Annotated in this window: 17 protein-coding genes and 2 pseudogenes; 15 read left to right on the top strand and 4 right to left on the bottom strand. The window is 46.9% G+C overall.

What is annotated here, in order from left to right; translation table 11 throughout:
• Positions 1-2: 2 nt before the first annotated feature.
• From HP570_RS22290 to HP570_RS22320, 7 genes and pseudogenes are all read left to right on the top strand, one after another.
• A pseudogene (locus HP570_RS22290) lies at positions 3-572 on the top strand (GntG family PLP-dependent aldolase); the annotation flags it as partial.
• A 208-nt stretch (positions 573-780) separates the two neighbouring features.
• Positions 781-2,526 carry a peptide-binding protein gene (locus HP570_RS22295; protein WP_041749662.1) on the top strand — a complete coding sequence of 582 codons (1,746 nt, stop codon included), beginning with the start codon at positions 781-783 and terminating at the stop codon, positions 2,524-2,526.
• A gap of 87 nt (positions 2,527-2,613) precedes the next feature.
• Complete coding sequence (locus HP570_RS22300) at positions 2,614-3,585, top strand: ABC transporter permease (protein WP_173627184.1); 972 nt, start codon at positions 2,614-2,616, stop codon at positions 3,583-3,585.
• The gene (locus HP570_RS22305) at positions 3,582-4,562 is read left to right on the top strand and encodes an ABC transporter permease (protein WP_173604164.1); all 981 of its coding nucleotides are present in this window, start codon (positions 3,582-3,584) and stop codon (positions 4,560-4,562) included. Before HP570_RS22300 ends, HP570_RS22305 begins: the two co-directional genes overlap by 4 nt.
• Positions 4,538-5,584 (top strand): ABC transporter ATP-binding protein, encoded by a 1,047-nt coding sequence (locus HP570_RS22310; protein WP_173627185.1) that lies wholly within the window; start codon positions 4,538-4,540, stop codon positions 5,582-5,584. Before HP570_RS22305 ends, HP570_RS22310 begins: the two co-directional genes overlap by 25 nt.
• On the top strand, positions 5,581-6,555 hold the full coding sequence (locus HP570_RS22315; protein WP_173627186.1) for an ABC transporter ATP-binding protein: 975 nt from the start codon (positions 5,581-5,583) through the stop codon (positions 6,553-6,555). Before HP570_RS22310 ends, HP570_RS22315 begins: the two co-directional genes overlap by 4 nt.
• A 74-nt stretch (positions 6,556-6,629) precedes the next feature.
• The gene (locus HP570_RS22320; protein WP_173627187.1) at positions 6,630-7,685 is read left to right on the top strand and encodes a DUF5050 domain-containing protein; all 1,056 of its coding nucleotides are present in this window, start codon (positions 6,630-6,632) and stop codon (positions 7,683-7,685) included.
• Positions 7,686-7,802: 117 nt separating this feature from the next.
• On the opposite strand, the pseudogene HP570_RS22325 reads toward HP570_RS22320, so the two are convergent.
• Positions 7,803-8,605 (bottom strand): annotated as a pseudogene (locus HP570_RS22325) (hypothetical protein).
• Positions 8,606-9,111: 506 nt separating this feature from the next.
• Between HP570_RS22325 and HP570_RS22330 the strand changes: the two are divergent.
• Both HP570_RS22330 and HP570_RS22335 read left to right on the top strand, forming a co-directional pair.
• Positions 9,112-9,942, top strand: coding sequence for a hypothetical protein (locus tag HP570_RS22330; protein WP_016741856.1), 831 nt, complete (start codon positions 9,112-9,114; stop codon positions 9,940-9,942).
• A 12-nt stretch (positions 9,943-9,954) separates the two neighbouring features.
• Entirely contained in the window at positions 9,955-10,137 is a 183-nt protein-coding gene (locus HP570_RS22335) for a hypothetical protein (protein ID WP_087347755.1), read from the top strand.
• Positions 10,138-10,209: 72 nt separating this feature from the next.
• Here the strand turns inward: HP570_RS22335 and HP570_RS22340 are convergent, their stop codons facing one another.
• Both HP570_RS22340 and HP570_RS22345 read right to left on the bottom strand, forming a co-directional pair.
• Positions 10,210-11,505, bottom strand: a complete 1,296-nt coding sequence (locus HP570_RS22340) for an MFS transporter (protein WP_173627188.1) — start codon at positions 11,503-11,505, stop codon at positions 10,210-10,212.
• A 231-nt stretch (positions 11,506-11,736) separates the two neighbouring features.
• Positions 11,737-12,636: a sigma-70 family RNA polymerase sigma factor gene (locus HP570_RS22345; protein WP_173627189.1), complete on the bottom strand. Its 900-nt coding sequence runs from the start codon at positions 12,634-12,636 to the stop codon at positions 11,737-11,739.
• 251 nt (positions 12,637-12,887) lie between these two features.
• Here HP570_RS22345 and HP570_RS22350 point away from each other — a divergent pair, with 251 nt between their 5' ends.
• On the top strand, positions 12,888-13,529 hold the full coding sequence (locus HP570_RS22350) for an NAD(P)H-dependent oxidoreductase (protein WP_173627190.1): 642 nt from the start codon (positions 12,888-12,890) through the stop codon (positions 13,527-13,529).
• Between the two features lie 85 nt (positions 13,530-13,614).
• On the opposite strand, the gene hisC is transcribed toward HP570_RS22350, so the two are convergent.
• Positions 13,615-14,730 (bottom strand): histidinol-phosphate transaminase, encoded by a 1,116-nt coding sequence (hisC, locus tag HP570_RS22355; protein ID WP_173627191.1) that lies wholly within the window; start codon positions 14,728-14,730, stop codon positions 13,615-13,617.
• 229 nt (positions 14,731-14,959) lie between these two features.
• On the opposite strand from hisC, the gene HP570_RS22360 reads away from it, so the two are divergent.
• From HP570_RS22360 to cyoD, 5 genes are all read left to right on the top strand, one after another.
• Positions 14,960-16,417: an aminotransferase class I/II-fold pyridoxal phosphate-dependent enzyme gene (locus tag HP570_RS22360; protein ID WP_173627288.1), complete on the top strand. Its 1,458-nt coding sequence runs from the start codon at positions 14,960-14,962 to the stop codon at positions 16,415-16,417.
• A gap of 200 nt (positions 16,418-16,617) precedes the next feature.
• Complete coding sequence (gene cyoA, locus HP570_RS22365; RefSeq protein ID WP_173627192.1) at positions 16,618-17,523, top strand: ubiquinol oxidase subunit II; 906 nt, start codon at positions 16,618-16,620, stop codon at positions 17,521-17,523.
• A gap of 36 nt (positions 17,524-17,559) precedes the next feature.
• Positions 17,560-19,533 carry a cbb3-type cytochrome c oxidase subunit I gene (locus tag HP570_RS22370; RefSeq protein WP_173627193.1) on the top strand — a complete coding sequence of 658 codons (1,974 nt, stop codon included), beginning with the start codon at positions 17,560-17,562 and terminating at the stop codon, positions 19,531-19,533.
• Positions 19,533-20,129, top strand: coding sequence for a cytochrome o ubiquinol oxidase subunit III (cyoC, locus tag HP570_RS22375; protein WP_173627194.1), 597 nt, complete (start codon positions 19,533-19,535; stop codon positions 20,127-20,129). The genes HP570_RS22370 and cyoC overlap by 1 nt, the downstream gene beginning before the upstream one ends.
• Positions 20,130-20,462 carry a cytochrome o ubiquinol oxidase subunit IV gene (gene cyoD, locus HP570_RS22380; RefSeq protein ID WP_142498141.1) on the top strand — a complete coding sequence of 111 codons (333 nt, stop codon included), beginning with the start codon at positions 20,130-20,132 and terminating at the stop codon, positions 20,460-20,462.
• Positions 20,463-20,512 lie beyond the last annotated feature (50 nt).

The following is a 20,512-nucleotide window of genomic DNA, read 5'->3' on the forward strand; positions in this document are numbered from 1 at the left end:
CATTTGCAAACGAAAAGTCGGTGCCTGTTCATATGGACGGTGCACGCTTGTTCAATGCGGCAGTTGCTCTTGACGTGGATGCGGCTGAGATTGCACGTTATGCGGATTCCGTGCAAATATGTCTGTCGAAAGGGTTGTCAGCACCGATTGGTTCCCTTGTCGTCGGAACAGAAGACTTTATTCAGAAAGTGTATCGTCTGCGCAAAATGCTGGGTGGCGGTATGCGTCAGGCAGGGATTATTGCGGCGCCAGGCCTGGTTGCCTTGCAGCAAATGACGGATCGATTGGCAGTCGATCACGCTAACGCCCTACGCTTGGCACGTGGTCTGGCAGAGATTCCAGGAATCGTGACTCATGTGGAAGATGTAGAGACCAATATTGTGTTCTTCCGGATTGAACACCCAGTCCATACGTGGCAGACCTTCATAGAAGCAGCGCAAGCACATGGGCTGCGCGTAGCGGAGCTCGGTCACGGCAGAATTCGAGCGGTGACTCATTCTGGTATTGAGACAGCCGATATCGACAAGGCGCTAGTCATTGTACGTGAACTGTTGCAGTTCCAAACGGTGTAGAGCAGATAGGTTCGCTCCCCCTTTATTTGAAGGGGGATTTATTATTAAGGTTTATAAAAGAATATAAAATCATCTGATTTTTTCAAATCTTTTAAAGGGAAAATATTTTCAAATAACAGAAAATTATTTAATATTAAAAAGACAGGCCTTGGGATGTATTACCCGTTATGGAAAAGGCTTGAAAACATGTGAAAGAGGGGGAAATGATTTGAAAAAAGGGAGAGGTTGGTTAAAGCCGTTGGCGTTGCTCTCTTTAACCGGCGCGCTATTGGTCGGTTGCTCAAGCGGGAACAATGCTTCGCCAGGAACTACAACACCAGCACCAACAAAAAAACCGGTGGAGCAGGTGGCTCCTCAGGCGACCAGTACGGATGATGAGAAACCAATAGACGGTGGAACGTTTACGCATTCTACGACGTCTGACATCGTCACGCTCAATCCGATTTTCGGGAATGATACAGCATCCGGCGACGTTATGGAGTACACTCAGGCGTATTTGTACAATCGGAACCCGTCTTTTGATTTAGCAGTTTACCCTTGGTCCCTTGCAGCCGAGTTGCCGAAAATAAGCGAGGATGGCCTCACCTATACAATCAAGATGAAGAATAATGCGAAATGGTCCGATGGAACGCCAATCACGGCTGACGACTTGATTTTTACCATTAATGCCATCAAAACTCCTGAGACTGGATCACCAGAAATTACGAAATACGACAAAGTTAAAGAGATGAAAAAGCTGGATGATTACACCGTAGAAATCAAATTGAAACAATTGTACGCTCCGTTTGCTTTTGGATTAATGCAAAAGTTGGCACCAGCCCACGTGTTGAAAGACGTACCGTTTAAAGATTTGCAAGCACATTCTTACGGAAAAGATCCAGCCAAGACACCTACTTCCGGACCGTACAAATGGACCGAGTGGAAACAAAAGGAATTCCATGTGCTAGATGCTAACCCAAATTACTGGGGTGAAAAGAAGCCGCATATTCAAAAGGTTGTGTACAAAATCTATGCGGATCAAAACACACAAGTACAGGCTCTGATGAAAGGCGACGTTGACTTGGTAGATTCCATTCCTGTCACGCAGCTCGAAGCGGTGAAGGCGAAAGGAACGATCAACATTTCGACGGAGCCAGGTCCTAGCTATGAATATTTTGCCTTCAACTTTGACAAGAAGAACTTCCCGAATAACTACGGGTTGTTTGAAGGTCAAAAAACGCGTCAGGCCATTGCCCACGCAATCAATCGTCAAGGTATTATCGACAATATCTTGAAAGGAACCGGAAAAATTATGGATGCACCGTTCCTGCCAGGTACATGGGCAGACCCGGGCGATGCAGCAGTCCATTACGAATATAGTGCAGAGAAAGCTAAACAATTGCTGAAAGAAGACGGATGGGTAGCCGGGGCAGATGGAATTCTTGCCAAAGACGGCAACCGCTTCTCCTTTGAATTCATTTTCAACTCGGGGAACAGTCGCCGTGAACAGGCAGCAGTCGTTATTCAGCAAAACCTGAAAGAGATCGGAATTGAAGCGAAGCCAAAAGCATTAGACTTCTCAGCCCTTGTCGATCAGTATGCCAACCCTGGTAAATTCCAGGTTCTGTTACTCGGCTGGCAATTGTCTGATCCAGATCCGGATGGCATTTCTACGTTCGGGAAAAAGGCATTCCCGCCTGGCAACAACGCTGGCTGGTACGACAATCCGAAGCTGGATGCGCTCTGGGAAAAGGCTGTATCTACTGTAAAACAAGAGGAACGCGCTGCAATCTATAAAGAAGTCGGAAAAGAAATCTCGACGAACCTGCCATACGTATTCATGTATCAGTACGGAACGCCACGAGGCATGACTTCTCGCGTCAAATATAAGGATGAGTTTAAACCAGTATCCATGATTCCGTATGGGGAGACCTTTGGCTTCCTGAACTGGTGGATCGACGATACCAAAAAATAAGCTCGGCTGGTAGCGGTTAGCAATAGGAAAAGGGGGGAAGGGCAGCCTCATTGCCCCTTCCCCTTTCAAACGAAAGGAGGATGCTGATTGACTGAATATTTAGTACGCCGCGTACTACAAGCCGTGCTTGTTTTATTTTTGATCACAGTAGTTTCGTTCGGACTCATGCATGCAGCACCCGGAGGACCGCTAAAAGTCATGCTCTCACCGGGAATGTCTCCTGAAGCACAGCTTATTCAGATGAAAAATATGGGGTTGGATCAGCCTGTCTATATTCAATACATGAAATGGGTCGGTAATTTGATGCAAGGAGATTTGGGCCATACCTTTAAAAATAACGTTCCTGTTGGTGATATTTTGTGGCCGACGGTTTGGAATACGTTTGTGCTCATGTCTGTAGCGTGGGGACTTTCCATGCTGATCGCCATTCCTTGGGGCATCTACAACAGTACAAAGCAATACGGTCTATCTGACCAGATCGCCTCCATCGTTGCCTATCTCGGATTTGCGATGCCGACCTTCTGGTTTGGGATAATGCTCCAACAGTATTTCGCGATGCAGTTGAACCTGCTCCCACTATCTGACATGTACACGATGGGAAAAGAGGGACAAATAAGCGACCTCATTTTGCACTTGATTCTACCTGTTACGGTGTTAACACTGGTGAACATCGCAGCCTATGTCAAATATACGCGCGCCAGTATGCTGGAGGTTTTGGAGCAAGACTATATTCGGACGGCACGTGCCAAAGGGATGAAGGAAAGACGCGTGATTTTCCGCCATGCTCTGCGGAACGCATTGATCCCTGTCGTGACGATCATCGGATTGGATTTGCCGACGCTGGTAGCAGGTGCAGCATTGACAGAGAGTGTATTTAACTGGCCAGGCATGGGCCGTCTGTTTGTGGAAATGGCTGTAGCGCGTGAGTATTCTGTGTTGATGTCGATCACGTTGCTGATTTCACTGATGGTGATTATCGGAAACCTGTTAGCCGATTTAATCTACGCACTGGTTGATCCACGAGTGCAGCTTGGACGTAAAGGAGGCAGGGCAGCATGAGTCAATTGCAGCTTCAAGATGACACTGTTGTTGAACCGAATCGACCAGGTGGACAGCTTCCGACAAATTCTGTTGGGGAAAAGCCTCCTGGGCTATGGAAAACCGCGGGCAAAAAATTTATGCGCAATCCGTATGCCGTTGGTGGCTTGATCGTGCTCCTGTTTTTTGTTGGGATCGCCGCGGGTGCCGATTGGGTTGCACCGCATGATCCGGCAAAGGTTGATTTTATGATTACCAATCTGCCTCCTGGAACAGAAGGGCATGTGCTCGGAACAGACGAGCTCGGTCGTGATATCTTGTCCCGCCTCATTCATAGCAGTCGGGTGTCTATGCTGGTCGGCTTCAGCGTTGCTTTTGCTGCGGTCGTCATCGGGACGCTGATTGGAGCGATTTCTGGTTACTTTGGCGGCTGGATTGATACCTGCTTCATGCGTCTCGTGGACGTGATGAACTCCATTCCGAGTCTGTTTTTTAACATTTTGGTTTTGGCGCTTTTCGGAGCGGAATTTGTCTACATGATCCTGATTTTGTCGCTGACGAGCTGGACAAGTGTGGCACGTCTGGTGCGCGGGCAGTTTTTGCAGCTACGGGAAATGCAGTATGTGGAAGCGGCGAGAGCGATCGGTGTTTCACACTGGGGCATTATTACGCGTCACCTGATACGCAATGCAATGGCTCCCATCATTGTGTACGCGACTCTCATGGTTGGTTCGGCCATTCTGTCAGAGTCAGGTCTCTCCTATTTAGGCTTGGGGATTCAACCACCTGAAACAAGCTGGGGATTAATGCTGAGCAAGGCACAGGAATTCATGCTGGTCGATCCTTTGCAAGCACTTTATCCTGGTCTTTGTATTTTACTCGTGGTGCTAGCGGTGAACTTCGTCGGAGACGGCATCCGCGATGCATTCGACCCACGGAAGAAAAAGAAAAACCCGAAAAGGAGGCTGAACAAGTGGAACGCAACATCCTCGAAATAAAAAATTTGACCACTTGCTTCTTTACGGATGACGGCACGGTCAAGGCCACGGATCGAGTGAGCATCAACGTTGGCAAAGGACAGACGGTGTGCTTGGTAGGGGAATCCGGTAGCGGGAAGAGTGTGACTTCACTTGCAGTCATGCGACTGATTGATTATGCGGGCGGATTTATTCAGAGTGGGAACGTCATGTTTCACGGTCAGGATCTGGCGGCAAAGGACTTGGATGAAATGATGCACGTTCGCGGAAACAAAATCGCGATGATCTTCCAAGACCCGATGTCGGCTCTCAATCCGGTGTTTACGGTAGGCGACCAAATTGCCGAGAGCTTGATGCTGCATCAAAATATGAGCCAGCAGGATGCGTTCAAAAAAGCAATCGATATGCTTCGTCTGGTTGGGATCCCGGCGCCGGAAGTACGAGTGAAACAGTACCCGCACGAAATGTCTGGAGGGATGTGCCAGCGTGTGGTCATCGCGATGGCCCTGGCTTGTAACCCAGAAATGCTGATAGCAGACGAGCCGACAACAGCTCTTGATGTAACGGTTCAGGCGCAAATTTTGGATTTGCTCAGACGGCTGCAAAAGGAAATGGGCATGTCGATTTTGCTGATCACCCATGACATGGGGGTAGCAGCAGAGATGGCGGATCGAATCGCGGTGATGTATGCAGGAACGATTGTGGAGGAGGGAACGGTCGAACGGATATTTGACGAGCCCCGGCATCCTTACACAATTGGCTTGCTGCAGTCTATTCCCGGCTTTGAAGGAGAGCGCGGCGGAGAATTGTACACCATCCAAGGCACCATCCCGAGCATCACTCAATTGCCGACGGGCTGCCGTTTTCACCCGCGTTGTCCGTATGCGATCGACAAATGCCGAAAAGAGGAGCCCATTTTGCGCGAGGTTGTTACGGGACAACAAGTGGCTTGCTGGTTGAACGAAGATGTCAGCAATCAATTCAGAATAAATCAGCGTGCCAATTCAGTCGCTGGAAGCAAAGCAGAGGTGAACCGCCAATGAACCGGGAATATTTGATCGAAGCCAACCATATCAAAAAGTATTTTCCGATTAAGGCCGGCTTGTTGAGTCGTGTCATCGGTCATGTAAAAGCCGTAGATGATGTATCTTTCGGAATTCGCGCAGGGGAGACATTTGGGCTCGTGGGGGAATCCGGCTGCGGGAAGTCGACACTGGGGCGTGTCGTGCTGAATTTGCAAAGGGCGACAAGCGGAGAAGTGCTGTTTGACGGAACCAATATCCATCAGGTGAATAGACAAGAAAATTTGAAGCTGAGACGGGATATGCAGATTATTTTTCAAGACCCGTTTGGTTCGTTGAATCCACGATTTTTGGTAAGTGATATTATTGGAGAGCCTTTGCGGGTTCATCTGCGGGCGTCTGCAAAGGAAATGGATGAGCGAGTAGTCGAGCTGATGAGTCTGGTGGGACTCGATCCTTCGAGACGAAATCGGTATCCGCATGAGTTTTCCGGCGGACAGCGGCAACGGATCGGTATTGCGCGGTCAATCGCACTCTCACCACGGTTTATTGTGGCGGATGAAGCTGTTTCTGCGCTGGATGTGTCCGTACAGTCACAGGTTTTGAACCTGATGATGAAATTACAAAAAGAGATGGGGCTGACCTATCTATTTATCGCGCATGGTCTGAATGTGGTACGCCATATTTCTGATCGGGTAGGCGTGATGTACTTGGGGAAAATGGTGGAGATTGCACGAACGGATGACTTGTTTGCACAGCCACTGCATCCGTATACGGCGGCATTGTTGTCGGCGATTCCGAAGCCCACTCCGCATCGTAGACAAGAGCGGATCGTCCTGCAAGGGGATGTACCATCTCCGGCCAATCCGCCGTCAGGTTGTCGTTTTCATCCGCGTTGTCCAATGGCGCAGGAGAGATGCAGCAAGGAGATTCCCGAGCTCATAGAGGTTGGGCAGGATCGGCAGGTAGCGTGTCATTTCCCTTTAGGATAGATGCTATAAAAGGAAACACTCATCGCTTAGGTGGGGGTTTCTTTCGTTTATTGTAAAAAAATGGGGGTGGTATCATGAAAAGAAAAAGCATTGCGAGCCTGATTGTTTCCATTACGATATTCTTGCTGTTTACGCTCTATGGTTGTACCACAAGTACTTCAAAAAGCAGCTCACTGGGTAGCTATGCATCTCCTGGCTCGGTAGCAACGCAAGGAGATTGGATCTATTACAATGACAATGGTTTGTACAAAATGAAGCAGGATGGGAGCTCCTTGCAAAAATTGAGCAGTGATTGGGCTGATGACATTACTGTCGCGGGAGACTGGATTTATTACACACGCAATAGGCCTTATGAATCGCTTTACAAGCTGGAGCTTGACACCTACGATATCAACGATACTTATGAAGATACGTATGAGCTCATCAAAATTAAGACGGATGGCAGCTCCAAAACAATCGTGAAAAGCGCAGATATGGCACTACTCAATTCGAATGTGGAAGATCCAAATAACGTGTACGCCAGTTATGTAATAGACGACACAATTTACTATCAGTCTAGTTGGGCCGCTCTCTACAGGATGGATGTGGATGGTGGTAATGAAAAGCGACTGCTTGATTATGTGGGAGGTCTGTATTTCTATCAGGATTGGATTATTTATACCACCGATAACGTGGGTCAGCTGTATAAAATGAAGAGAGATGGAACGCAAAACACACTCATCAGCGAGGAGGAGCTAGAGGTAATTGGCGTGTCTAACGATTTTATCTACTTTACAAAATGGGTAAACGAAAATGGCGTTGTCGATGTATTCAAAATTGGATTAAACGATTCGAAGGCGTCGCTGGTGAAGCAAGGGTTTTTGGGAACAGAAGGTATGATTGTTTCTGGAAGCTTTATGTACTACCTTTCTAATTCGAGCGATATGATTACCTTGGAGCGAATGAATTTAGAGGATGGCCAAATAACGAAGCTCCATCCTTTTAGTGGATATTCCAGTCTGAAAATGAGTGGCGATCAAGACTATCTCTTTTTATATGGATTTAAAAATTTCGATGATTCGACTCAACAGATATTCAAACTTAAATGGGGCGATACAAAAGTGGAAAAGATAGGACCAAAAAAGCAGTAAGGAGAAGAGCCACCTCAGAAGGGTGGCTCTATTGATATGGTAAATTATTCGGGGCGTGAAGATGACTTCGTTTTCTATCCCAGTTCTTATAGAGGAGAACGGAGCCAAACAAAACGGTCATGACCGCTTTGTTGACCGCAAGTGGTCGCATCCACTTTTATGAAAAACGTCGAGACGTTTTTCACAGGAAAATGCAGAAGCAATGAGCGCTCTGATAGGCAGCATGACTACAATTTCATCAGGGAAGACAAAAGGAAGCAATGGAGAAAAGCGTACGCTGCCGGTACACGCATACCTAGGATACGCAACAAAATAAGCATCAAAATCATATCAAGCAGAGTGACTAACACCCACGAATCAAGCTCGAAGTACAGCAGCGTTCCAAGTGTCGCCGATATGGTTAACACCAGACCGAGCTTGAAGGCCATCTTGCCGTTGAACATCGCGATTCATATACAACGACGAGAATGGGCGGAATAACGGCCAGCTGTGGGTAGCCTGCCACCCAGCATAAACTGATCCACACGAATATCAAAATAAGGAACACGAGCATATACTGGTACGGTATCTTCCTTTTTTCTCAAGACCGTCATTGAATTTGAAGGCGAGAACACCAAGCATGATGATGAAGGAAAAGAGCATCATGAGTACGAGTGTAATGCTGACTTTTCCAAGGTACGGAAGGTCTAGTTGGTTCACTGTAAATCGGATTGCAGCGGTGATCGACGGAGCGACAAAAATGGTAGAAGGCTGTCTGATCCATCCCGGTTCCTTGTATACCCATATCCCAATCACCCTCGCTGCTATTTCTGGTAGAATGACTTCAGTATCATCGAGTATGACGGAAGCCGCTACCATGAGCAAGATAACCGCTATGGCAATGATAGAATGGTTTCGTTCTTCGCTATCATTGAATTCATTCTGACTAACTCCTGTTCGCTTGGATTATCTTTAATTAAGGCAAGGATTGAGGATGTCAATGGTGCCAATGGGAGCAACATTGTCTGTAACAAAACCGTCACTGATAGTGGAAAAGCAGCACCTAGAAGAGGGGTCTAAACAAAATTAGAACGGCATAAGGTAAGGGGTATTACCAAGACGGAAGAAGGTCATGATGAGCATTTCGTGTTTGATAGCGGTGAAAAATGGGCAGACCAATAAGGGAGCATTACGTCACGAAATTACACCTAGTATACCGATAGGGGGAACGTGCAATTGTTGAGTTCATTTAAACCACTGAAGAGAATTGAAGAAAACAGCAAGATTATACAGCAGACGATCCAGTACATAGGTAATCAAAAGGTTAGTACGATAACGATAGAAACGCCTAAAAAACTACCTAAATGTAGGTAGTTTTTTCCTATTTGTAGAATCTGAATAAAATGTTAAAATAATGTAAAACTTTACCAGAAGGAGAGGTTTACAGGTGCTAAAGAATCTCGTGCAGAGCCATGTGAAGATTGTTTTTTCTGTTCTTGGCATCTTGTTCGTTCTGGTCTCATGGCTCGTATTTGAATTGTTAAAAGGTTTGCTGCCAGATTTGATAGCAGTCATACATAAGTGGATGTTTCAACCGATTGAATGGCTGTTTATCCTGGCACCGCCACATGAGGAAAACAAGCTAGCTTCATTAGGCTCTGTTCTAGGCTTGTCTATCTTGTATTCCGCTATTTTGGCAGGAATGATATTCATCGTTTTGTTCATCTGCAACAAGATTAGAGGGAACGAGATCGAGTTCCAGATGGAAGTGAAATATTGTGAGAAAGAATTGGCCAATGCGATTTACAGCTTGGATGGGAGCGGTCAATCAACAGCTATTATTAATGCGAATGCGATCACGTTTATGAAGGCATTTGAAATGGAAGTAAAGACGATTTATGGTTTGAAACCGGACGAGCTATGCTGCTATTGGATCGTACCTACGAATAATGACAAGCAGTTTGAAGTGTTTTACTTAACCGAGTTGAAAGATTTTGATACAGTACGTACGCTACTACTGTCTTCTATGCTTCAAGAGGATTGCAGAATTGCCGATAAACAAGTAAAGGGACGAATTCAAAACACGGACATCGAACAATTTGCAATTGTGAAAAATTTCGGCAAGTTCCGACTTGGATTTGCGGTCGCTGTTTACAAGAATGACACATTTACTCCCGAAAATATGCAGGAGTTCGAGCGGTTGACAACGTATATGTTACTATTAGGGTTTGTTACCAAGTTTGTGAATAAGGTCAAAACTTTAAAGAGAGCTAGTTAGGAGTGGGATACGATGAAATTAGCTGAGTTCTTCGCGAAAAGAGGTAACGAAACTGCTGTTTACTCGAAAAATCTCTCTTCCAAGAAGAAGATTCCCAACAGCAAATTTACTCCTGGCTTCGCTAGCTTAAAACAGATTGTAGATGAGCATAGTCCGAGTGAAGGACATGATAATAAAGTGGTCGGAGGAAAATGACACTGCCTGTGAGCAGTGTTATTTTTTTTGGATACCTTTGGATAGAGGAAAAGCCACCTGATGAGGGTGGCTTTAGTTTTGGGAGATCTCTACACGGTGTTTGCTTTTTCTGTGGGACCATATCAGTACAGGGACTAGCAACAGCGATAATGCGCCCCCGGCAAGCGAAAGTGTTGCGTAGCTGGCATTGGCGACGACCATACCAGACAGGGCTCCACCGGATGCACCAGCCAAGGCAATCAAGACATCAACCGTTCCCTGCGTTTTCGCGCGAGTGGCGGGCTGCGTTGCATCCACGATGAGCGCTGTACCGCTAATTAATCCAAAATTCCAGCCCAGTCCGAGTAGCACAAGAGCGGTGATGAGCAGCGGCATCGAATCAGCTGGCGCAAAAGCAGCAGTCAGGCTGGCTGCAAGCAGTATGACACCTGAAGCATAGGCCATTGTGGAGCGACCGATCTTGTCAACGAGTACACCCGTCAAGAGCGAGGGGAGGTACATCGCACCGATATGAAAACCGATGACGATGCCTACTTCTGAGAGACCATGTCCGTGGTGCTTCATATGTACAGGCGTCATCGTCATAATGGCGACCATGACGATCTGCGTCAAAATCATGACGGTAGCTCCCACGATGATTCCCCGGTTGTTGCTTGCAAGCTGATTCCCATTCAGATAGGCCGACGAGCTCTGATTCCCCTGTTGTGCTTCGGCGATTGCTTTCGAAACAATGAACGGGTCCGGGCGAAGCAATACCCAAAATACGAGACCTGCAAGGATGAAGGCTGCGGCACCCAAGATGAAAGGACCAGCCAGTGCGGGGACACCGATGGATGTAGCGAATCGTCCCATGACTTCCACCAGGTTTGGTCCTGCAACAGCCCCGAATGTAGTGGAGACCATGGCAATACTCACGGCAGTCGCTCGCTGTTTAGGCTTTGCCAAGTCTGTGCCTGCATAGCGGGCTTGCAGGTTAGTAGCGGTGCCAGCCCCATACAAAATTAAGGAAGCAAATAGAAGGACAATACTGTTTTCGACGGCTGCGAGCACCACCCCAATTGCCCCAATCCCTCCGGCTAAAAAGCCGCTAGCGAGCCCTAAACGGCGTCCAAAGCGTTGAGAGAGTCGACCCACCAGCAATGCAGCGACAGCAGAGCCAAGCGTGAGCAATGCGGCAGGGATGCCCGCGAGACTTTCCGAACCGAGCATATCCTGAGCGAGGAGAGCTCCTACGGTGACACCTGCCGCAAGTCCTGCACCGCCGAAAATTTGTGAGATGACGACAATCCAGAGCGTTCGTTTGTATAGTCTTTGCTGCTTGTCTGGGGAGTCGATGTAGCTTTGTAAATCTTCAGGTTTGAGTGACATCTGATCCACCTTTCTATGGAGCGAAAGCTTTCGTAAGTTATGAAATTTCAGTCATTGCTTCGTGTGGAAATGACTAGGGAATTTGCATTCAGTATAGTATTGGCGACGGGTAAACACAAGGAGAATCCAGCTTAGGAAACACTTTGCAAAAGCGAAAACACCGGACATTTTCTATCCGGTTAGAGTGCAGAAAAAGTCCCCTTCTGTAAAAAGGGGACTTTTCATACGGTTTTAGACGAGATCATCTGTATACCGTGGCACATCGGTGTTTAATACCTTCAGATCCAGATGACTGATGCGCTCAGGATCGGAGATTAAGTCGACTTCGGTAATCTTTCCGTAATTCATTGTAAACTTGAGTACGTAAAGCAATTTTCCTTGAGGAGCCACAATGATTCCTACTGATCCGTTAACGAGGGCTAATTGTGCTGCTTTCTGTGCGCGTCCCGAAACTTGTTTCGCTAGAGCAACCGCTCCTTGCGTTACTCTTGAAGAGTCTGTTTGACGATCGTCACGAAGAATAACGTGCGGATCGAGCGCAGCTACCAGAGTATCCAAATCGCCTACATGTGCTGCAGCAAGAAAAGCTTGAACGACGTCGCGTTGGAGAGCAAGGTCGACTTCCTGCATTGCTTTCGCCCCGCGAATTCGGTGGCGTGCCCTGCTCGCAAGTTGTCTAGTAGCGACCACCGACTTACCTAAAATAGGCGCAATCTCATTGTAGGGCATGGCGAAAACATCGTGCAGCACAAACGTGATGCGTTCGGCAGGGTTCAAATTACCAAGAACGACTAGAAGTGCAATACCGACAGAATCAGCCAATATGGCTTCTTGTTCGGGGTCAACAATACTATCTTGGCTTGTGAAAGCATCGGGCAATTGAGTTTCTATCGATTCTTCGCGCCTAGATTTTCGCGAGCGTAACATGTCAAGGCAAACCCGTGAAACAACGGTGGTCAACCATCCTCCCATGTTCTCAATGCCGCTTGCATCCACACGACTAAGACGTAACCAGGACTCCTGTACCGCATCCTCCGCTTCGTTCAATGATCCAAGCATTCGATACGCGACTGCCTGAAGGTGCTTTCGGTGTGATTCGAATATATTTGCCAACCAAACCTGTTCGCTCATCCTTTAAACTCCCTCGCGCAAAAATAAAAAAGTCAATATAAATTCTGACGGATGAAATCTTAACAATGTGACAAATACCGGTTATTTAATTTTGTCACAAGTCCCGGGGGGCGATTCGTCAACATAGTAAGGAGCCTAAATCGGTTCTAAACAAAATGGGAGGAGTGCTTCACATGCAATCCTAACGTTTCTACCAGACAGATCGTAACCGTTTCTGCGAGCAAATAATTGTTGAAAGTGGGTACTACATTATGGCAACAGTATTACATATTACGGCAAATCCACACGATCATGAAAAGTCATACAGCATGTTAGTAGGTAAAGAGTTTGTACAGACTTATCGATCTGCAAATCCAAATGATGAAGTTATTCATCTTGATCTGTATAAAATGGATATACCGCAACTTGATCTCGATGTTTTTAGTGGTTGGGGCAAACTGAAAGCTGGTATTGCATTTGATCAATTGACCGAAGCGGAGATAAGGAAACTCAGCCGTATGGATGAGTTGGTAGACCAATTTGTTGCCGCAGATAAATATATATTTGTTACTCCGATTTGGAATTATTCGTATCCACCGGTTATGAAATCATACATTGACTCCATTTGCATAGCGGGTAAGACTTTCAAATATTTACCGGATGTCGGCCGAGTTGGCTTGTTAAGTGATAAAAAAGCCGTTCACATTCAAGCTAGCGGAAGCTTCTTGTCACCAGGCTCAGAGGATGCAGACTTAGAAATGGGTCACCGCCACCTGAAGCTCATTATGGAATTCGTTGGAGTTCCTACTCTTGAGGCGATATTTGTGGAGGGCATGGCCGCGAAACCCGAGCAAGAGCCTGCGATAAAAGAAAAGGCGATGCAACAAGCGCGCGAGATTGCCATGAAATTCTGACGACTGCCCCTTTTGGGGGATTGAAAAAAGAGGATAGCCTGTACCTAAATTGCTTTTGCTAGGTGTAGTGCTATCCTTTTTTTATTCATTTTCCTACGATAATCAATAGTTCACGGAGGTTTTGTATGAGAATTTGATTTTCTTCCAGCGTACCTACACTAATTCGAATATGCTCCGGTAGCCCCCAGGTCTCTCCGTACCGCAAAATGATTCCTCTTTCCAGTAGCTCTTGATAAATCCTACCCGCATTTGGCCCGAATTTTGCCAAGATAAAATTAGACATGCTCACGGTATAAGGGATATTCATTTCATCGAACGCATCATAGAGCTGCTTGCGGCCTTTGGTGTTTTCCGTGAGGGACTTTTCAAAATGCTCCACGTCTCCAAGAGCGGTAATGGCGGCTGTTTGTGCCAAGGAATTGACGTTAAACGGTTCTTTTACTTTCAGGATTTTTTGGATCACCGATGGGTGAGCGACGCCAAATCCGACGCGAATACCGGCAAGCGCGTAAATTTTCGAGAAGGTTTGCAAAACGAGAACAGGGTATCCTTGGCGGACAAATTCAATACCTGTTGTGTAATCGTCAGCCGTTGCGTAGTGACTGTAAGCAGCGTCGAGTACCACAAGCACCCCATCTGGCAATTGGTCTAGTAATGTCGTCAAGTCCTGACGAGACAAATAGGTGCCTGTCGGGTTGTTCGGGGAACAAAGGTAGACAAGCTTTGTTCGATCCGTGATAGCCGCCAAAATTGTAGAAACATTGAATGCATAATCTGCCTCAAGCGGAACCATTTTGATGACAGCCCCCATGAGATGTGCGCCGAATTCATATTCAGGAAAGGTCGGCGTAGGCAAAACGATTTCGTCCTCGGTCTCCAAAAAGGTTTCGGATATGAGCTTGATCAGTTCGTCACCGCCATTCGTGACAAGTAAATGCTCTGAACTTACCACAAGATGATCTGCCAAATGCTCTTTTAGCGTCGTTGTATGGGCATCCGGGTAACGATGCAGCTCCGGGAGCGCACTGAGAATGGCGCGGATGATCTTGGGGGATGGGCCGAGTGGATTTTCATTTGAAGCTAATTTAATGATAGAAGAGAGCCCGTACATTTTTTTTATCTCCCAAATCGGCATTCCAGGTTGATAGGATTGTATCTTTTCAAGTGTTTTTCGCGATTGTGTAGTGGGCAGTTGTTTCATCTATATGGCCTCCAAAACTTCGTGGTAGCAACACTGTAAGTGAATTTGCCAGCACTGTAACCAGCCAATTTACGAAAGATGAAACAGACCAATTACGAGGAAGGACACAAATTGGATGGTTCATAAAAGTCAAGATTGGATCATGAAGGAAGAGGCCGCTTCCTTTATAATCAGCCCAGAAACATCACTCATGCAAACAACACGGAAGGATAGTGAGGTGGGAAAAATGTTGATTCAAGGGCAAACGCCGCTCTTTAACGGGTTGAGAAAGCATGCCCAGAAGAATCCAATCCAATTCCATATACCAGGTCATAAGAAAGGGAAAGGGATGGATCCTGAATTTCGATGGTTCATGGGAAAAAATGCACTTTCCATCGATCTGATTAACATTGAACCATTAGATGATCTGCATCAACCAAAAGGAATTATCAAACAAGCGCAGGAATTGGCAGCTGAAGCCTTTGGCGCTGATCACACCATATTTTCTGTTCAAGGCACGAGCGGAGTCATCATGACGATGATTATGGCAGTATGTAATCCTGGCGATAAGATCATCGTGCCACGGAATGTACACAAATCTATCATGAGCGGCATTGTTTTATCTGGTGCGACTCCTATCTTTTTACATCCAGAAATAGACCCTGTCTTCGGGATCTCACATGGAATCACACCACAGGCTGTGGAAAAAGCATTGGAACAGCATCCAGATGCAAAAGCAGTCCTCGTCATCAACCCAACCTATTTCGGAATTGCCGGTGACTTGAAGAGTATCGTTCAAATTGCGCATGCCAGAGGAGTGCCTGTACTCGTAGATGAAGCGCATGGCTCACATGTTCACTTCCATCCCAAGCTTCCCCTATCGGCGATGCAGGCTGGTGCAGATATGGCAGCAAGCAGTATGCATAAATTAGGAGGCTCTCTGACGCAGAGTTCGTTGTTGAACATGCAGGGAAATCTCGTCTCGATTCAGCGTGTACAAGCAATCTACAGCATGCTCACGACGACATCTACCTCCTATTTACTGCTCGCGTCGCTCGATGTGGCGAGAAAGCGGTTGGTTACATCCGGGAAAATGCTATTGGATCAAACGATTCAGCTGGCAAACGAAGCACGGGCACAAATCAATAAAATAAATGATTTGTATTGTATTGGGAGAGAAATTATCGGGACAAATGGAGCGTTTGCCCATGATCCGACCAAGCTGGTCATCTCGGTAAAAGACCTCGGCATTACGGGATATGAAGCTGAAAAATGGCTCCGTGATCGCTTTAACATTGAGGTAGAGCTATCTGACCTGTACAACATCGTTTGTATTATCACACCAAGCGATACGAGAGAAGATTTGCAAATCCTTGTCTATGCCTTGGAGGAGCTGGCTGCCGGGGCCGCGGATCAAGGAAACAGAAAAGCCTGCCCGAAAATGCAGCTGCCGAAAATACCGGTACTGGCTGTCACCCCGCGCGATGCATTTTACGCACCGACAGAGATGATTCCCGTCGAACAAGCTGTGGGAAGAATTATCGCGGAGTTTGTCATGGTGTATCCACCAGGTATCCCGATCTTTATTCCGGGTGAGATCATTTCGGAAGAGAACCTCATCTATACAAAGAGAAACATGGAGGCAGGTTTACCAGTACAGGGCTTTGAAGACCCGACGCTACAAACTATGCGTGTCATCAAGGAATAACCAAACAATAGGAGGAAAGGCCGCCTTGGGGTGGTCTTTTTCTTTTTATGTCGAAAAGGTGTCCAAAATGCAGCGGATTCTTGAACATGGCTGGTTGATCCACTTTGTCATTGGCTGGTGACACTCTATCGGTCCGGCTTTAGAGTAAGACTTGTTTCAAAAGTACCCCGTGCATGGTGATAGGAGATGAGGAAAAGGACATGAAGACGTCCAAGACAGTACGCTGTATGTCATTTTTGTTCATGTTCATCCTGGTGTTCTTGACGACCGGTTGCGCTGATAACTATATCGTGCTCGATCCGAAAGGACCCATTGGTGAACAGCAAAAGGACTTAATGATTTTATCCACGCTTTTAACGTTAATTGTGATTGTTCCAGTACTAATTCTTACGTTTGTCATTGTATGGCGATACCGTGACAGAAAAGGAAGAAAGGCGAAGTACACCCCTAATTGGGAACACAGCACGAAACTGGAAATCATTTGGTGGGGCATTCCCATCATCATTATTACGTTAATTGGGATCGTGACAGTTCGGTACACGTATTCGTTGGAGCCATCCAAGCCGTTGGAATCCGAGAAGAAACCGATCACGATTCAAGTGACGAATTTGGATTGGAAGTGGCTATTCCAATATCCTGAACAAGGCATTGCCACTGTGAACTATGTGCAGTTCCCAGAGGATGTGCCGGTACGCTTCGAAGTGACATCTGACGCCCCGATGAATTCATTCTGGATTCCACAGCTTGGCGGTCAGATTTATGCCATGTCCGGCATGTCGATGACTCTCTACCTGCAAGCAGATGAGCAGGGTGAGTACATGGGATCAGGTGCGAACTTTACCGGAAAAGAATTTGCGAAGATGTTCTTCACAGCGAATGCGACTTCCCAAGAAAACTTTGATCAATGGGTGAATCAGGTGAAACATACTTCCCCTGAGCTGACACTGGATGGTTACAAAGAGCTGACGAAACAAGGAACATCAGATGTGCGCTATTTCTCTGCTTTCCCTGAAGGTTTGTACGAAATGACGGTGACCAAGTATGCTGCTTCACACAATCACGGCTTATCTACGAGAGTGCAACCGCCAGCGCGGGTGAAAGAATAGTCGGTTGAAATAGAAAGAGGGAGGAGAGAGACAACGATGTGGGAGAGTGTGAAAGAATTCGCCTCTGAATTTTTCGTAACAGGCGATCCACTTATTTATGGTGCGGACGTCAGCATTGTGCTCAGTATCATCGCAGTTGTATCGGTGCTGACTTACTTTAAAAAATGGGGATGGCTCTGGCGCGAATGGCTGACGACTGTCGATCACAAGAAGATCGGTATCATGTACATTCTCGCTTCCGTTCTCATGCTGTTTCGAGGAGGGGTAGATGCTCTCTTAATGCGGGCGCAGCTCGTCATGCCTGAGATGCAGTTTTTGAGTGGGGATCACTACAACCAGATTTTTACGACGCATGGCGTCATTATGATTCTGTTTATGGCGATGCCGCTTATGTTTGGTTTATTCAATGTCATCGTGCCGCTGCAACTCGGTGCACGTGACGTAGCCTTTCCGTTTCTGAATGCGCTCAGCTTCTGGTTGTTTTTCTCTGGGGCGATGCTGTTCAACCTGTCCTTCGTCATTGGGGGCTCCCCGGATGCAGGATGGTTGGCTTACCCGCCGTATTCGGAGCTAGCCTTTAACCCGGGACCAGGTCAGGATTTCTACATTTGGGGGATTCAAATCTCAGGTATTGGTAGTTTGATGACCGGGATTAACTTTATTGTGACGATCTTGAAAGTGCGTGCTCCTGGTATGACTTTGATGAAAATGCCGATGTTTTCTTGGTCGGTTTTGTCGAGTTGTATCGCGATCGTTTTCGCATTCCCAATCTTGACGGTTACCTTGGCACTGCTGTTTATCGACCGCTATTTGGGTGGGCACTTCTTCACCTTGGATGGCGGCGGTAATCCGATGATGTACATCAACCTGATTTGGATGTGGGGTCACCCGGAAGTTTACATTATCGTTTTGCCAGCGTTCGGGATTTTCTCGGAGATCGTTGCAACGTTCTCGCGGAAAAAGCTGTTTGGTTACAAATCCATGGTATTCGCCATGATCATCATTAGCGTTCTCTCGTTCCTCGTATGGGCGCATCATTTCTTCACGATGGGCTCCGGTGCTGACGTCAATGCGTTCTTCGCCGTCACGACCATGTTGATTGCGATTCCGACGGGTGTGAAAGTGTTTAACTGGCTGTTTACGATGTTCCGAGGAAAAATTACGTTCGAAACGCCGATGCTGTGGACGGTAGGGATTATCCCGAACTTCGTCATCGGTGGGATGACGGGTGTTCTTCTGTCCGTGGCACCTGCTGACTTTCAGTATCACAATAGCTACTTCCTCGTTGCACACTTCCACCAAGTGATCATTGCGGGTGTCGTATTTGGATTCTTCGCGGGCTTGTACTACTGGTGGCCGAAAATTTTTGGCTTCAAGCTGAATGAGCGTATTGGCCGTTGGGCTTTCTGGCTGTGGAACATCGGGTTCTACCTGTGCTTCATGCCGCAATACGCATTGGGCTTGATGGGGATGACACGTCGTCTTTACACGTACGGCTGGGACAAGGGCTGGTTCGAAATGAACCTGGTATCGACGATTGGTGCCGTAATCATGGGTGCTGCATTCCTTGTCCAAATTTGGGACATTGCACATAGCATCAAGCACATGAAGAGAGATACAACAGGCGATCCGTGGAATGCTCGTACGTTGGAGTGGTCGATTCCTTCCCCAGCTCCGTTCTATAACTTTGCCGTCATGCCGCAGGTAACGTCTCAAGATGACTGGCATGAAAGAAAGCTGCGCATCGAGCAAGGCTTGGAAAAGCCAGCGAAAGTAGAGCTGGAACCGATTCATATGCCGAAAAACTCCGGTATTCCGATTGTGATGTCCATGTTCTGGTTTTTTGTCGGATTCGGTTTGATTTTTGACTGGCTGTGGATGGCGGTACCAGGGTTTATCGGTGTGATTGCATGTATGGTTGTTCACTCGTTTAACTACGACACGGACTACTATGTCACGGTGGAAGAGATTAAACGTACAGAGGCCGAAGCAGGGAGGGTGATTACGTAATGGCTAATGTGAATGCTGGACATCATGATCATCATCCAGACCAAGAGGAATTGCGCACGTTTGCCTTTTGGATCTACCTCATGACGGATGTTATCTTGTTTGCTACCTTGTTTGCGACTTATATCGTACTGCAAGGTAGCACGGATGGTGGTCCAGGTCCAAAAGATCTGTTTCAGATGAGTGGGATTTACGCGAGTACGTTTATTTTGCTGACCAGTAGCTTTACGAGCGGTCTTGCGATTCTCGCTATGAATAAGGGGAATCGTCTTGCCTTGATGAACTGGCTGGGAGTTACCGTATTCTTGGGAGCATCCTTCTTGTTCCTGGAAATCAACGAGTTCATCCATATGGTTAGTGAAGGGGCAACAATTGGAACGAGTGCATTCCTGACTGCCTTTTACACATTGGTAGGGACGCATGGCTTGCACGTGACGCTCGGTATGGGGTGGATGATCATCGTCATCATGCAAATCACCAAGCACGGTATTACACCTGTAACGAAACGAAAAGTAAACATCATCAGCTTGTTCTGGCATTTCCTTGATGTTGTTTGGATTTTCGTCTTCACCATCGTGTATGTGATGGGGGTGAATTAATTGAGCAAGCAATCTGTGCATGGCACGACAGAACAACACGGCGGTCATGGTTCCCTGAAATCGTATGTGATCGGTTTCGTTTTGTCGCTTGTATTCACGATCATTCCCATCCTGGCTCTAGAGAACGGCTGGTTGGATAGTGATAAGCGACTCATCATCTATTTAGGAGCGGCTCTGTTCCAGTTTATTGTCCAGTTATTCTTCTTCATGCACCTGAAAGAAGAGGATAAACCACGCTACAACTTGATGTCGCTTTTACTCGGGTTGTTTATCGTCTTCCTCATCGTGATCGGCTCTATCTGGATCATGATGTACAACATGGTCGCACTATAATGACATAAAATTCAATCGGGGGCGTACTGCTGTACGCCCTGATTCTCGGT

The sequence above is a fragment of the Brevibacillus sp. RS1.1 genome, assembly GCF_013284365.1.
GTDB classification, from domain to species: domain Bacteria; phylum Bacillota; class Bacilli; order Brevibacillales; family Brevibacillaceae; genus Brevibacillus; species Brevibacillus brevis_D.

Coding starts and splice junctions, on each gene's coding strand:
- hisC (WP_173627191.1), bottom strand. CDS start 14,730: ATGAAACAACTGCCCACTACACAATCGCGAAAAACACTTGAAAAGATA.
- cyoA (WP_173627192.1), top strand. CDS start 16,618: ATGAAGACGTCCAAGACAGTACGCTGTATGTCATTTTTGTTCATGTTC.
- HP570_RS22320 (WP_173627187.1), top strand. CDS start 6,630: ATGAAAAGAAAAAGCATTGCGAGCCTGATTGTTTCCATTACGATATTC.
- HP570_RS22370 (WP_173627193.1), top strand. CDS start 17,560: ATGTGGGAGAGTGTGAAAGAATTCGCCTCTGAATTTTTCGTAACAGGC.
- HP570_RS22340 (WP_173627188.1), bottom strand. CDS start 11,505: ATGTCACTCAAACCTGAAGATTTACAAAGCTACATCGACTCCCCAGAC.
- cyoC (WP_173627194.1), top strand. CDS start 19,533: ATGGCTAATGTGAATGCTGGACATCATGATCATCATCCAGACCAAGAG.
- HP570_RS22335 (WP_087347755.1), top strand. CDS start 9,955: ATGAAATTAGCTGAGTTCTTCGCGAAAAGAGGTAACGAAACTGCTGTT.
- HP570_RS22345 (WP_173627189.1), bottom strand. CDS start 12,636: ATGAGCGAACAGGTTTGGTTGGCAAATATATTCGAATCACACCGAAAG.
- HP570_RS22315 (WP_173627186.1), top strand. CDS start 5,581: ATGAACCGGGAATATTTGATCGAAGCCAACCATATCAAAAAGTATTTT.
- HP570_RS22350 (WP_173627190.1), top strand. CDS start 12,888: ATGGCAACAGTATTACATATTACGGCAAATCCACACGATCATGAAAAG.
- HP570_RS22305 (WP_173604164.1), top strand. CDS start 3,582: ATGAGTCAATTGCAGCTTCAAGATGACACTGTTGTTGAACCGAATCGA.